Below are 12634 nucleotides of genomic sequence, written 5' to 3'. Positions count from 1 at the left end.
GTTATGGTTTTTTCCTGGGTTTTAAAAGCGCCGCGAGTGAGGCCGATGTTGCACCTGTCGTTTTTGCCCGAGATTTTTTTTGGGGGGTAGGGGCGGTTGTGGGCGTTTCAGCCCACTTACCCCATGTGTTGGGCGTAATCGAGGAATTCACCTGCGCATTTCGCCTGGATGCTTTGAGCGGTCTTGCTGATAATCGCTCGCTATACGATTTCCTTATCAACCGGGAGTCCTGAAGCTGGCGTCCCAGGTCATCCTCAGCCGCAAGCTTGTTCAAATCGCTCTCAAGTCCCAAAACCTGCATAACGGACAGGTATGCGCCTATGGTGACTCCCGCTCCGCCCGCTTCAAGAGAACGCAACGTCATTGGCGACATGCCTGCCCGCTCTGCGACCTGTTTAGCGGTGAGTTTACGGCGCAGGCGCGCCAGCTTGAGCCGCTCACCAAAATCGATCAGCAACTGGTTCGTATCAGGAAGTAGTGGTGCGGTTTTTTTAGCCATAGTGCTAATATTTTATCTCTTTACGCTCAATGTTGCCATAATTCTATTCTTCCTTTTCCTTACGATACTGAACGTTCTTCAGGCGCTTGAATGAGACATAATAATGCTAATATTGCTGCTTTTATGGTAATAAAAGGCCAGAATATTTACACTTTTCACCTGAGGAACGAGTATGAGATGGTGTAGGTAAATCGTCCAGTGTCACTCATTCCTCACCCTTAAAACACCGGCACCCCCAGCCCAACCTTCACCTCCCTCAACGTCCCCTGCGTCACCCCCTGCGCCCGTTCCGTCCCGCGTTTCAGCATCGCCATCAGCTCGCCCCTGTCACGCATATACATCGCCCTCCGCTCCCGCATCGGCGCAATTAGCTCCTGCAGGCACGCCTCCAGCTCGTTCTTGCACGCCCTGTCACCCAGCCCGCCCGCCTGATAGTGCACCTTCATCGCCGCCACTTTCTCCTTGTCCGGATGAAACGCGTCGAGATACGTAAACACCACGTTCCCCTCAATCTGGCCCGGGTCGCTCACCTTCAGGTGGTTCGGGTCGGTGTACATGGCGCTGACCGCACGGTGGATGGTCTCTTCGCTGGCCGAAAGGTGCAGCGTGTTGCCCAGCGATTTCGACATCTTGGCGCTGCCGTCGATGCCGGGCAGGCGGCTGGTGTCGCTCAGCATCGCTTTACAGTGGCGCAGCACCGGGGCGGGCAGCAGGCTGTTCATCTTGTGCACAATCTCGTTGGTCTGCTCAATCATCGGCAGCTGGTCGTCGCCGACGGGGACGCACTCGGCCTTAAACGCGGTGATGTCCGCCGCCTGGCTGATGGGGTAGGCCATAAACCCGACCGGCAGCGAGCGGGCGAAGCCCTTCTGCGCAATCTCGTTTTTCACCGTCGGGTTACGTTCCACGCGGGCGACGGTGACGATGTTCATATACAGCATCGTCAGCTCGGCGAGGGCGGGCAGGGCGGACTGCAGGCAGATCGTGGTCAGGTTCGGGTCGATGCCCGCGGCGAGGTAGTCGGCCAGCACTTCGGGGATGTTGTCGCGGATCTTCTGCGGGTTGCTGCCGTTGTCGGTCAGCCCCTGCAGGTCGGCAATCAGCACAAACTGGTTGTGCGTCTGCTGCAGCGCCACGCGCTGGCGCAGCGATCCGACGAAGTGGCCGAGGTGCAGCGGGCCGGTTGGACGGTCGCCGGTGAGGGTGGTTGGTGCGTTCATAAAGACTCCTTAACGTTGTAATGCCGAAAGGGGTCTTAGATGTGAGAAAGCCGCCTTTCGGCGGCTATCTGAAAATGGGGAAAACTACTCCGTGCCGCCTTTAAGAAGGCAGCCACCAGCGGTTTACGGTGAGCACGGCGTGGTTTATGTTCATCTCTTTACCGTATCACGTCCGGCGCGAAAAACAAAAGGGCACGTCATGCTGCAATCACTCAACCATCTGACCCTCGCGGTCAGCGACCTGCAAAAAAGCGTCACCTTCTGGCACGAGCTGCTGGGGCTTGCGCTGCACGCCCGCTGGAATACCGGGGCCTATCTCACCTGCGGCGATCTGTGGGTCTGCCTGTCGTACGACGAGGCGCGCCAGTATGTGCCGCCACAGGAGAGCGACTACACCCACTACGCGTTTACCGTGTCGGAAGAGGATTTTGAACCGTTCTCGCAAAGGCTGGAGCAGGCGGGCGTTACCGTCTGGAAGCAGAACAAAAGCGAGGGGGCGTCGTTCTATTTTCTCGACCCGGACGGGCACAAGCTGGAGCTGCACGTGGGCAGCCTCGCCGCGCGGCTGGCGGCGTGTCGCGAGAAGCCCTATGCGGGCATGGTGTTTACCTCAGACGAGGCTTGAGGCGCGCACCTTCAGCCTGCCCGCCAGCGTCACGTGCGTGGCGGCATCTTCCTGATTGCACAGGTACTCCACCGCCAGCCGTCCCAGCTCGCTGTAGGGCAGTTGGATACTGGTTAGCGGTGGGGTGAGCTGCTCGGAGATCTTCTGGTCGTCGTAGCCCGCCAGCAGCATGTCCTGCGGGATGCGCACGCCGTTCACCGCCAGCGCCTGATAGCAGCCAATCGCCAGCCAGTCGCTGGCGCAGAAGATGGCGTCCGGGCGCTCGGCCAGTTTCAGCAGGGACGTGGTGGCGGTAAAGGACTCGCTGAACTGCCAGTTGGTCTGCCGCACCAGGTCGTCGTCGCACGCGAGTCCGGCCTGCTGCAGCGCCGCCTGGTAGCCCGCCAGACGCTGGCGCGAGGCCTCCATCCAGCTCTCACCGGTGATGTGGGCGATGCGCGTCGCCCCGCAGGCGATGAGGTGTTTAGTGACCTGGAAGGCGTTGGCGTAGTCGTCCGGGATAAAGGACGGCAGCAGCGGCGAGCCGGGGTCGCGCTGGTTGAGAAGCACCAGCGGAATGCGGGTGCAGTCCTGGAAGGCCGTCATGTCCACCAGCGTGGTGACCGGAGAGGCGAGAATAATCCCGATGCAGTTACGCTTCTCCAGCTGGCGGATGATGTTCAGCGCCAGCTCGATGTCGTCGCCGTAGTCGTAGACGGTGAGCAGGGTCTCGTTGCGCCACGCCGCTTCCCGCGCCTGGCTGATGGCGTCGATAAACGGGTCGAAGCTCTGCATGGAGCTCACCAGCAGGGCGATCTCTTCCTGGTTGCGCGGGGCGTGAACGGCGGGGAGGCGGTCGTAGCCGAGCTCAGTGGCCACATTAATCACCCGCTGGCGAGTGTCGTCGCTGAGCTTGATGTTGCGGGACTGGTTAAGCACCAGCGATACCGTCGCCTGCGACACGCCTGCCGCCCGCGCAATATCGTTCATCGTTACTTTCGTTTTTCGCTTCATCCATCCTCTCCCTTTCGCGATTTCGCATCATACCCTAACCGCACGCTTTAGCGCCGTCGATCACGTTTCTCATTCATCGAAGCGTGAACTTTGTGAGGGGCATCGCTTTTCTCAACGCCGTGATTTGCGCATTTATCCCGCAGCTAATATTTATTAGCTAAATATTATCAGTAAGAGGACGCGTAATGAAAGAGCAGTGGAGCAGGGAGCAGGCACAGGCGTGGTACGAGCAAAAAGGCTGGCTGTGCGGGTTTAACTACCTGCCGTCGACGGCGGTGAACTGGACCGATATCTGGCAGGAAGAGACCTTCGATGCCGCCACCATCGAGCGCGAGCTGGGCTGGGCGGCGGAGGCGGGTTATAACACCCTGCGCATTAATCTGCCGTTTATCGTCTGGGAGCACGACCGCGACGGGCTGATGGCGCGCATCGACCGCTTTTTGACGATTGCCGACGGCCACGGCTTCAGCACCATGCTGACCCTGATGGACGACTGCGGTTTCTCCGGCGACGAGCCGTACCTCGGCCCGCAAAAGCCGCCGGTACCGGGCAAGCACAACAGCCAGGCGGCGGCGAGCCCGGGGCGCGACAAGGTGTGCGATCCTGACTGCTGGCCGCAGATTGAGCGCTATATCCGCGACGTTGTCCGTCAGTTCCGCGACGATAAGCGCGTGCTGCTGTGGGATCTCTATAACGAGCCGGGCAACCGCGGCATTTTCGCGACGGGCACGCAGGAGGTGCAGTACGACGCGAAGCTGGAGACTTGCGCGCACGAGTTAATGAAGCTGGCGTTCCAGTGGGTACGTGAAGAAGACCCGACCCAGCCGCTCACCGTCTGCGCGTGGCGTCTGCCACCGGAAGAGGAGGGCGAGACGTTCTTCCGGCATCCGCTGGACCAGACCGCGCTGGCGCTCTCGGACGTGGTGAGCTTCCACGCCTACACCCACACGGGGCGCATGACGGCGATTATTCAGCAACTGCAACAGCTTGGTCGGCCGCTGTTCTGCACCGAATGGCTGGCGCGCCACGTGGGCAGCACGATGGAAGAGCAGCTACCGCTGATGTATGCGGCGAAGGTCGCGCCGTACCAGTGGGGGCTGGTGCGCGGCAAAACCCAGACGTGGCTGCCGTGGCCGGTGGTGATGAAGGAGTCCACGGACTACTGCCGCCTCTGGTTCCACGACGTGTTCGAGGAGAACGGCATTCCGTTCTCACGCCGTGAAATCGCCCTGATGCAGCAGCTGCGCAAGATCGCCCCGCAGGCGCAGGGCTAATAATATCGACCCGGCGGCCGACCGCCGGGCAACCAGGCAGGCATATAACAATGGCAACGACAATGAAAATACCGTCTCGCGAGTTGTGGTCTTATTTTGGTTATGGATTAGGTCAGTGTTTTAGCTTTGGTTTAGTGGGCTCGTTTATTAACTATTTTTACACCGACGTGCTGGGGATCTCGGCGCTGGCGGCCAGTACCATCTTCCTGATTGCCCGCGCGTGGGACGCGGTTCACGATCCGCTGTTTGCCAGCATCATGGACACCATTAACAGCCGGTTCGGCAAGTTTCGCCACTTTTTGCTGATCGCCCCTTTGCTGATCACCGGGGTCACGCTGCTGTCGTTCTATAAAATCGAAGCGGACATGACCACCAAAATCCTTTACGCCGGGGTGACGTATATCCTGTGGGGGACGCTGTACGCCATCTCCGATATCCCGTTCTGGTCGATGTCGTCGGTGATGACCAACGACTCCGCCCAGCGCACCCGCGCGGTCACGGCGGCGATGCTCGGGGTGAACGCGGGCATTGCCTGCGCCAACATCTTCTTCCCGAAGCTGGCGGCGTTCTTCGCCCAGTACAGCAATGATAAAGGCTACTTTATGGCGGCGCTGGTGATGATGCTGGTGGGACTGCCGCTGATGCTTAACGGCTTTATGCAGATCAAAGAGCGCGTGCCGCCGAGCCCGGAAAAGGTGACCATCCGCGACACATTCCATAACCTGCGCCAGAACAAGCCGCTGTTTATCGTCCTGCTGTCGTTCTTTTTCTGCGTGTTCCACAACGTGGCGGGCGGGCTGTATATCTACTTCTTTATCAACAACCTGGGCGACGGCAGCCTGCAGATGGCGATTGGCGTGATGGGGATTGTGGCGGCGGTGCTGTGCCTGGTCGCCCCGATGCTGACGCGCCGGATGCAGAAGCGGAAGCTGTTTATGATCCTCTGCGGGCTGGACGTGGCGGTGCGCGTGGTGATGTGGTTCATCGGCTATCAGCAGGTGACGATGCTGTTTATTCTGCTCGGCCTGAGCACGCTGTTCGTGATGATGACCAACATCCTCACCTCGTCGATGATTGCCGACACCATCGAGTACGCGGAGTACCACACCCACAAGCGCTGCGCGGCGATCACCTTCTCCGGGCAGACCTTTACCGGCAAGATGTCGGTGGCGGTGGGCGGCGGGCTCATCGGCGTGTTCCTGACGATGATCGGCTACGTGCCGCAGGCGCAAATCCAGAGTGCAGGCGTGCTGTCGGGGCTGTTCTTCGGGATTTGCCTGCTGCCGGCGATAGGCTCGCTGATCCGCATGGGCTTTATGTCGCGCTTTACCTTTACCGAGGAGAAGCATGCGGAGATTTGTCGGCTGCTGGCGGAGCGGAACGCGTCTGTGAAAGCGCCGGGTGGCGGCTGCGCCTTACCCGGCCTGGAAAAAATTACAACGACTTCACAAACGCCAGCAGATCTTCGTTGAGCTGGTCCTGGTGGGTCAGCGCGAAGCCGTGCGGGGCGTTGTCGTACACCTTCAGCGTGGCGTTTTTGATCATCTCTGCCGCCAGCTTGCCGGTGCTTTCAAACGGCACGATCTGGTCATTGCTGCCGTGGATCACCAGCGTCGGCACGTCGATTTTCGCCATATCCGGGCGGAAGTCGGTTTCGCCGAACGCGGTCACGCAGTCGATGGTGCCCTTCAGCGACGCCAGCAGGGCGATGTTCAGCGTCTGGGTCAGGGCACCGGCAGAGACGGTCTGCCCGGCATTGATGCCGTAGAACGGCGTGGCGAAGTCGCTGATGAACTGGGCGCGATCTTTACGCAGCCCGTCGCGAATGCCATCGAACACGCTCTGATCCACACCCTGCGGGAAGGAGTCGGATTTACCGAAGATTGGCGTGACCGCGCCCAGCAGCGCCAGACCGGCGACGCGTGCGCTGCCGTAGTTGTTGATGTAACGGGTCACGTCGCCGCCGCCCATGGAGAAGCCCACCAGCGTGACGTCCTGAAGGTCCAGGGTGGTAATCAGGTCGTTGATGTCGGACGCAAAGGTGTCGTAGTCGTAGCCGTTCCACGGCTGATCCGAGCGGCCAAAGCCGCGACGGTCAAAGGCGATGGCGCGGAAGCCGCGCTCGGCCAGGTAGTTCAGCTGGCTGTCCCACATGTCGCCATCCAGCGGCCAGCCGTGGCTGAACAGAACCGGTTTACCCGCGCCGCAGTCTTTGTAGTAAATCTGCGTGCCGTCTTTTGCCTTAAACGTTGCCATAGTGTCTTCCTCTACAGGTGATTGTTATGTTTAAACCGGCGCGACCAGATAACGAATAGCCGGTGATGTTGTGCCCTGATGAAAAGCCAGAACGCGGCTCTGCAGCAGGAGGTCATTCATGGTGTGGCGCTCCTGCTGGCGCAGATGCTCAATCCACGAGCCCATCAGGAAGGTCTCGATAAACAGACCGGGGCGCTCAATATCTTCGTATACCGCCCAGCTCATCGCCCCGGCGCGACGGCGCACCCGGCGCAGCTCGTGCACCGCCTGCAAAAACGCTTTCGCGTTGTGCGGCTCGACGATGTACTCGTGCGACACCAGCACCGGGCCGCGCTCGTTCGGCAGGTCGATCTCCACGCCGTCCAGCGGCTGGCCGCTGAGGTCGAGATTTAAATCCGGATCTTTCTCCAGCTTCCAGCGGAACACCGTGGTGCTCGCCAGCACCATCCCCAGCGTGGCGACCACCAGCGAGGTCGGGGTACCAAACTGCGACGCGATCTGCCCCCAGAGGGCGCTGCCTGCGGTCATCGAGCCGAAGAACACCGTCAGATAAACCGCCAGCGCGCGGGCCTTCACCCAGCGTGCGGCACTGCGCTGCGCGCCGAGGTTGAGGGTGGAGAGCACCGCAATCCACGCGAAGCCGGTGAAAAACTCAAACAGGTTCAGCAGCCAGAAGTGGCGCACGAACGCCAGCGCCAGCATGGTAAGAGCAAACGTCAGGCTGGCAGCCACCATCAGCCGATCGGCATTCAGCCGCTGGCGCAGACGTGGCAACAGGATCGCCCCGGCAATCGCCCCCAGGCCAATGCACGCCAGCATCACGCCGTAGCCCGCCGGGCCTAAGCCCAGCTCGCGGCGCGCCACCAGCGGCAGCAGGGCCCAGCCCGCGCTGCCGAAAACGAAGAAGGCCACCGTGCGCACCAGCACGTTGCGCAGCACCGGCGCGGCGTGCACGTAGCGAATGCCAGAGCGCACCGCCGAGAAGAAGTGCTCCGGCGGCAGACGCTGCACTGTCGGTGCGGGACGCCAGCGCCACAGCACCCACGCCACGCCGACCACGGAGAGCGCGTTCAGGGCAAACACCATCCACGGCCCGGCCAGCGACAGCAGAAAACCGCCCAGTGCGGGGCCGATGGCCCGGCTGATGTTCACCCCGAGCGAGTTGAGCGCCACGGCGGCACCCAGCTCCGGCTTGCTCACCAGGTCGGGCACCACCGCCTGAAACGGCGGCGAGCTCATGGCGGCACCCACGCTCAGCAGAAACGTTGTTACCAGCAGAACCGCAGGCGTGACGTGGCCGGTGAAGGAGAGCACCGCCAGCCCGGCGGCGGCGATAAATACCCACAGCTGGGAGAAGAGCAGGTATTTACGTCGGTCGACGATGTCCGCCATCACCCCTGAGGGCAGGGCGAAGAGGAACATCGGCAGGCTGCTGGCCGCCTGTACCAGCGCGATATCCAGCGGATCGGCGCTCAGGCTCAGCATGCTCCAGTTGATGCCGACGTCGCTCATCCATGAGCCGACGTTAGAGACCACCGTGGCGATCCACAGCATGCGGAACACCGGCTGGCTCAGCGGCTGCCAGGGCGAGACCGTCTGCGCGGATGTCGGCTCAACGTGTGCGTCGCGAACGTCGTTAACCTGAGTCATGCGAATTTCTCCGTGGCGTTACGCTGCAGCCGCCACTGGCCAGGCCCGGTCAGGGCAAGGGTGGTGAAGATGATCAGTAGCAACCAGCCAAACTGCCCTTCGGCAATCGACCAGTCCGGATGCACCGCCAGCATCGCCACCAGCAGCACGGCGATGATCGGCAGGCAGGCCAGGCGGGTGTAAACGCCCACAATGATAAACAGCGGGCAGATCACCTCCGCGACGATCGCCGGGATCAGGCTCATATACGGCCCCAGGCCAAACGGATCTTCGATGCGCGTCAGCTCTTCGCTGAAGTGCAACACCTTCGGCAGGCCATGCACGTAGAGCAGCAGCAGGCTGCCGGTGAGGCGCAGGAAGAACAGCCCCAGGTCGACCCGGGGCGGAGCAATGGTATTTTTCATCAGAATGCAAAGCAGCTGCAGCCCAGCGCCCCCCAGAAAGCGTTATCGTCGGACACCGGCATCTCTGACGTGCGCGCAAAGTCATGCTGGTGGCTGTGAACCCCGCACGGGCCGCTGCAGTGGTGGACGGCATTCATACCTACGCGGGTGGCCTGTGGCGGTGCGCTGCGGTAGTGGCCAGGGACTTTTACCACCGGTGACCACTCGGGCAGAACCGGAATGGCTGGCGGGGCCAGCGGGCCAAAGGTACCTGCGGCGTAGACGATATCGCCGTTGACCACGGTGAGAACGGACTCGATGCCCTTGATCTCCTCTTCCGGCACGCGGAAGTAGTCTTTGCTCAGCACGGCCAGATCAGCGAGCTGGCCGACCTTGATCTGCCCCTTCTGGTTCTGCTCGCTGGAGAACCACGCGCTGCCCTGGGTCCAGAGCATCAGGGCGGTATCGCGATCCAGTCGGGCGCTGTGGTCGTACATCTGCATCCCGCCGACGGTACGGCCGGAGACCAGCCAGTAGAGGGCGGTCCACGGGTTGTAGCTCGCCACGCGGGTGGCATCGGTGCCTAAGCCCACCGGTACGCCGGTCTCGAGCATTTTTGCCACCGGTGGCGTATGGCGGGTGGCTTCAATGCCGTAACGCTCGGCAAAGTATTCGCCCTGGAAGGCCATGCGGTGCTGCACGGCAATGCCGCCGCCGAGCGCTTTGATGCGGTCGATGTTGGCCTGGGTGACGGTTTCCGCATGGTCGAAGAACCAGTGCAGACCGTTGAACGGAATGTCGCGGTTCACTTTTTCGAACACATCCAGCATGCGGCTGATGGACTCGTTGTAGGTGGCGTGCAGGCGGAACGGCCAGCGGTGCTCTACCAGATGGCGCACCACGCGCTCCAGCTCATCCTCCATGCCCGGCGCGAGGTCAGGGCGCGGTTCGAGGAAATCTTCGAAGTCGGCAGCGGAGAAGACCAGCATCTCGCCCGCGCCGTTGTGGCGGAAGAAATCGCTGCCCTGGCCCGGCGTGAGCATGTCGGTCCATTTCTCAAAGTCTTCCAGCTCGTGGCCCGGACGCTGGGTAAAGAGGTTGTAGGCGATGCGGACGGTCATCTGCTTTTTCTCGTGCAGCTCGGCAATCACCTCGTAATCTTCCGGGTAGTTCTGGAAGCCGCCGCCCGCGTCGATGGCGCTGGTCAGCCCCAGGCGGTTCAGCTCGCGCATGAACTGGCGGGTGGAGTTGACCTGCTGCTCCAGCGGCAGCTTCGGCCCTTTGGCCAGCGTGGCGTAGAGGATCATGGCGTTAGGACGGGCAATCAGCATCCCGGTCGGGTTGCCGTTGGCGTCGCGCTGGATCTCACCGCCCGGCGGGTTCGGCGTGTCTTTGGTATAACCCACCACCTTCAGCGCCGCGCGGTTGAGCAGGGCGCGGTCGTACAGGTGCAGGATGAAGACCGGGGTGTCCGGCGCGGCGTCGTTGATCTCATCCAGAGTTGGCATGCGGCGCTCGGCAAACTGAAACTCGGTCCAGCCGCCCACCACGCGCACCCACTGGGGCGACGGCGTGCGCAGGGCCTGCTCTTTCAGCATCCGCAGGGCATCGGCCAGCGAAGGGACACCTTCCCAGCGCAGCTCGAGGTTGTAGTTCAGCCCGCCGCGAATGAGGTGCAGGTGGGAGTCGTTCAGGCCGGGGATGGCGGTGTGGCCTTTTAAATCGACCACTTTGGTGCCGTCGCAGTGGTGTTGCATCACCTCGGCGACGGTACCCACTTCCAGGAATTTACCGTCGCGCACGGCGACGGCTTCGGCGACAGGATTCTCGCGATCGACGGTGTGAAACTGGCCATTAACCAGAATGAGATCGGCTTTTCCAAGGGTAACCATAACTGCTCCTGACTGAGAGGGGAATGGTCAGGATTATGGGAACCGGTTTCGGCAAAGATCCAGTTATACAATAGGATAGGTATACCAAAGTATAACTATACCTAAGGTTAACTATACGAAGAGATAATTACGCACAGGGACGGAAAACCGCAGGATGAGGGTGACTTTATCGTCGTGGCACTCACGGCGATTTCACCCTTAACCACTGGAAAATGCTATGACCACTTCAAAGCTCGAAGTTTTAACCCCTGCGAACTGTCAGATTATTTTCATCGACCACCAGCCACAGATGGCGTTTGGCGTGCAGTCTATTGACCGCCAGGTGCTGAAAAACAACACCGTGGCGCTGGCGAAAGCGGCCAAAGTGTTCAACATCCCGACCATCATCACCACCGTAGAGACCGAAAGCTTCTCCGGTAACACCTACCCGGAGCTGCTGGACGTGTTCCCGGGCCAGGACATCCTGGAGCGTACCTCCATGAACTCCTGGGATGACCAGAAAGTGCGTGACGCGCTGAAAGCCAACGGCAAGAAGAAGGTGGTGGTTGCCGGTCTGTGGACCGAAGTGTGCAACAACAGCTTTGCCCTGTGCGCGATGCTGGAAGGCGATTACGAGATCTATATGGTGGCGGACGCCTCCGGTGGTACCTCAAAAGAAGCCCACGACTTCGCCATGCAGCGCATGATCCAGGCGGGCGTGATCCCGGTGACCTGGCAGCAGGTGATGCTGGAGTGGCAGCGTGACTGGGCGCGTAAAGAGACCTACACCGCGGTGATGGACATCGTGCGTGAGCACTCCGGCGCGTACGGCATGGGCGTCGATTACGCTTACACCATGGTGCACAAAGCGCCGTCTCGCCAGAAGAGCGAGCACCGTACCTTAGCGCCAGTTCCGGCCCGCTAAGTCCCGGCGGCAGGCTGGTCCCTCATCCGGCCTGCCACTGACTGCTTTCTGGAGTTCTCTATGAGTACAGGGTTGATATCCCTTGCGGCAGGCGTGTTGATCGGCCTGATGTATGCCGTGCTGAAGGTACGCTCTCCCGCGCCGCCTGCGCTGGCGCTGATTGGTCTGCTGGGGATGCTGGCCGGGGAGCAGGCGACGCGCCATCTGTTAGCCCGCGACAGCGTAGCCAGTGTTCCGGTAGTGGTTCACCATCCGGCAGGAGAGTCGTCATGAAGGCCTGGATAATTTCGCTGGTGTGCGGCGTAGTGGCTGGGGTAATTTACGCTCTGCTCGATGTCCATTCTCCGGCACCGCCGGTTGTCGCCCTGCTTGGCCTGTTTGGTATGCTGGTCGGCGAACAGTTGATCCCGGTGGGACGTCGGCTGATGAGTCGCGAGCCGCTGACCCTTGCCTGGTTTCGTCACGAATGTGTGCCGAAAATCAGCGGCACGGCGCCTCCCGCGCCTGCGAAGGAAAATCGCGACGTTTAATGATTTGTTTGAGGAAAGACCGCATGACGCTGCCGTGGCGCATTGCCATCATTGATGACGAACGTTCTGTCCGCAGCGGGCTGAGTAACCTCCTGGAGTCGGAAGGGTATGCGACCCATGCCTTTGATTCGGCAGAGGTGTTTCTGAGCCACCCTTTCGCGCTGCCGAATGCGGCCCTGGTGATCACCGATATCAAGCTGCGGGGCATGAGTGGCCTGGAGCTGTTCGAAAAGCTGCGGCTGCTGGCCGCACCGCCACCGCCCGTGCTCTTTATCTCCGGTCATGCTGATGAAAATATGCAGCGGTACGCCCTTAGCCTGGGCGCCGCTGCATTTTTGCGTAAGCCCATTAACATCGATATTCTGCTGGATCATATTCAGCGGGAGCTGGCCCGCCGACAATAAGGAT

Annotated in this window: 14 protein-coding genes; 7 read left to right on the top strand and 7 right to left on the bottom strand. The window is 61.0% G+C overall.

The genetic code is table 11. The annotated features are described in order from the left end of the window. Position 1: 1 nt before the first annotated feature. Positions 2-499: a helix-turn-helix domain-containing protein gene (locus tag NQ842_RS21380; RefSeq protein ID WP_257256295.1), complete on the bottom strand. Its 498-nt coding sequence runs from the start codon at positions 497-499 to the stop codon at positions 2-4. 218 nt (positions 500-717) lie between these two features. Continuing rightward, complete coding sequence (gene trpS, locus NQ842_RS21375; RefSeq protein WP_257256294.1) at positions 718-1719, bottom strand: tryptophan--tRNA ligase; 1002 nt, start codon at positions 1717-1719, stop codon at positions 718-720. A gap of 199 nt (positions 1720-1918) precedes the next feature. On the opposite strand from trpS, the gene fosA reads away from it, so the two are divergent. Next, entirely contained in the window at positions 1919-2344 is a 426-nt protein-coding gene (gene fosA / locus NQ842_RS21370; protein WP_014830489.1) for a FosA/FosA2 family fosfomycin resistance glutathione transferase, read from the top strand. On the opposite strand, the gene NQ842_RS21365 is transcribed toward fosA, so the two are convergent. Further along, complete coding sequence (locus NQ842_RS21365) at positions 2330-3337, bottom strand: LacI family DNA-binding transcriptional regulator (protein WP_257256293.1); 1008 nt, start codon at positions 3335-3337, stop codon at positions 2330-2332. The genes fosA and NQ842_RS21365 overlap by 15 nt on opposite strands. A gap of 185 nt (positions 3338-3522) precedes the next feature. Here NQ842_RS21365 and NQ842_RS21360 point away from each other — a divergent pair, with 185 nt between their 5' ends. Both NQ842_RS21360 and NQ842_RS21355 read left to right on the top strand, forming a co-directional pair. Next, positions 3523-4611: a cellulase family glycosylhydrolase gene (locus tag NQ842_RS21360; RefSeq protein WP_257256292.1), complete on the top strand. Its 1089-nt coding sequence runs from the start codon at positions 3523-3525 to the stop codon at positions 4609-4611. A 50-nt stretch (positions 4612-4661) separates the two neighbouring features. Further along, a complete protein-coding gene (locus NQ842_RS21355; protein ID WP_257256291.1) occupies positions 4662-6083 on the top strand; it encodes an MFS transporter in 1422 nt (473 codons plus the stop codon). On the opposite strand, the gene NQ842_RS21350 is transcribed toward NQ842_RS21355, so the two are convergent. Genes NQ842_RS21350 through NQ842_RS21335 form a run of 4 tightly spaced genes read right to left on the bottom strand, consistent with a single transcriptional unit; the run spans position 6046 to position 10792 of the window. Next, positions 6046-6867, bottom strand: a complete 822-nt coding sequence (locus NQ842_RS21350) for an alpha/beta fold hydrolase (RefSeq protein WP_023293378.1) — start codon at positions 6865-6867, stop codon at positions 6046-6048. The two genes, NQ842_RS21355 and NQ842_RS21350, sit on opposite strands and share 38 nt — an antisense overlap. 30 nt (positions 6868-6897) lie before the next feature. Continuing rightward, positions 6898-8517: an MFS transporter gene (locus NQ842_RS21345; protein WP_050859709.1), complete on the bottom strand. Its 1620-nt coding sequence runs from the start codon at positions 8515-8517 to the stop codon at positions 6898-6900. Continuing rightward, the gene (locus NQ842_RS21340) at positions 8514-8921 is read right to left on the bottom strand and encodes a DoxX family protein (protein ID WP_063427384.1); all 408 of its coding nucleotides are present in this window, start codon (positions 8919-8921) and stop codon (positions 8514-8516) included. Before NQ842_RS21340 ends, NQ842_RS21345 begins: the two co-directional genes overlap by 4 nt. Beyond that, positions 8921-10792, bottom strand: a complete 1872-nt coding sequence (locus NQ842_RS21335; protein WP_063411588.1) for an amidohydrolase — start codon at positions 10790-10792, stop codon at positions 8921-8923. The genes NQ842_RS21340 and NQ842_RS21335 overlap by 1 nt, the downstream gene beginning before the upstream one ends. A 217-nt stretch (positions 10793-11009) precedes the next feature. Between NQ842_RS21335 and NQ842_RS21330 the strand changes: the two genes are divergently transcribed. Genes NQ842_RS21330 through NQ842_RS21315 form a run of 4 tightly spaced genes read left to right on the top strand, consistent with a single transcriptional unit; the run spans position 11010 to position 12630 of the window. Further along, a complete protein-coding gene (locus NQ842_RS21330) occupies positions 11010-11696 on the top strand; it encodes a hydrolase (protein WP_003863053.1) in 687 nt (228 codons plus the stop codon). A 60-nt stretch (positions 11697-11756) separates the two neighbouring features. Beyond that, positions 11757-11969: a DUF1427 family protein gene (locus tag NQ842_RS21325; RefSeq protein WP_063411587.1), complete on the top strand. Its 213-nt coding sequence runs from the start codon at positions 11757-11759 to the stop codon at positions 11967-11969. Then, positions 11966-12226: a XapX domain-containing protein gene (locus NQ842_RS21320; protein WP_014830499.1), complete on the top strand. Its 261-nt coding sequence runs from the start codon at positions 11966-11968 to the stop codon at positions 12224-12226. Before NQ842_RS21325 ends, NQ842_RS21320 begins: the two co-directional genes overlap by 4 nt. A 23-nt stretch (positions 12227-12249) precedes the next feature. Then, positions 12250-12630 (top strand): response regulator transcription factor, encoded by a 381-nt coding sequence (locus tag NQ842_RS21315; protein WP_014830500.1) that lies wholly within the window; start codon positions 12250-12252, stop codon positions 12628-12630. Positions 12631-12634: the final 4 nt, after the last annotated feature.

It is taken from the genome of Enterobacter cloacae complex sp. R_G8, assembly GCF_024599795.1.
In the GTDB taxonomy this organism is placed as follows: domain Bacteria; phylum Pseudomonadota; class Gammaproteobacteria; order Enterobacterales; family Enterobacteriaceae; genus Enterobacter; species Enterobacter dissolvens.
This window is presented reverse-complemented; position numbering and strand designations above follow the sequence as displayed.

Coding starts and splice junctions, on each gene's coding strand:
- NQ842_RS21355 (WP_257256291.1), top strand. CDS start 4,662: ATGGCAACGACAATGAAAATACCGTCTCGCGAGTTGTGGTCTTATTTT.
- NQ842_RS21335 (WP_063411588.1), bottom strand. CDS start 10,792: ATGGTTACCCTTGGAAAAGCCGATCTCATTCTGGTTAATGGCCAGTTT.
- NQ842_RS21380 (WP_257256295.1), bottom strand. CDS start 499: ATGGCTAAAAAAACCGCACCACTACTTCCTGATACGAACCAGTTGCTG.
- fosA (WP_014830489.1), top strand. CDS start 1,919: ATGCTGCAATCACTCAACCATCTGACCCTCGCGGTCAGCGACCTGCAA.
- NQ842_RS21330 (WP_003863053.1), top strand. CDS start 11,010: ATGACCACTTCAAAGCTCGAAGTTTTAACCCCTGCGAACTGTCAGATT.
- NQ842_RS21320 (WP_014830499.1), top strand. CDS start 11,966: ATGAAGGCCTGGATAATTTCGCTGGTGTGCGGCGTAGTGGCTGGGGTA.
- trpS (WP_257256294.1), bottom strand. CDS start 1,719: ATGAACGCACCAACCACCCTCACCGGCGACCGTCCAACCGGCCCGCTG.
- NQ842_RS21345 (WP_050859709.1), bottom strand. CDS start 8,517: ATGACTCAGGTTAACGACGTTCGCGACGCACACGTTGAGCCGACATCC.
- NQ842_RS21315 (WP_014830500.1), top strand. CDS start 12,250: ATGACGCTGCCGTGGCGCATTGCCATCATTGATGACGAACGTTCTGTC.
- NQ842_RS21350 (WP_023293378.1), bottom strand. CDS start 6,867: ATGGCAACGTTTAAGGCAAAAGACGGCACGCAGATTTACTACAAAGAC.
- NQ842_RS21340 (WP_063427384.1), bottom strand. CDS start 8,921: ATGAAAAATACCATTGCTCCGCCCCGGGTCGACCTGGGGCTGTTCTTC.
- NQ842_RS21365 (WP_257256293.1), bottom strand. CDS start 3,337: ATGAAGCGAAAAACGAAAGTAACGATGAACGATATTGCGCGGGCGGCA.
- NQ842_RS21325 (WP_063411587.1), top strand. CDS start 11,757: ATGAGTACAGGGTTGATATCCCTTGCGGCAGGCGTGTTGATCGGCCTG.
- NQ842_RS21360 (WP_257256292.1), top strand. CDS start 3,523: ATGAAAGAGCAGTGGAGCAGGGAGCAGGCACAGGCGTGGTACGAGCAA.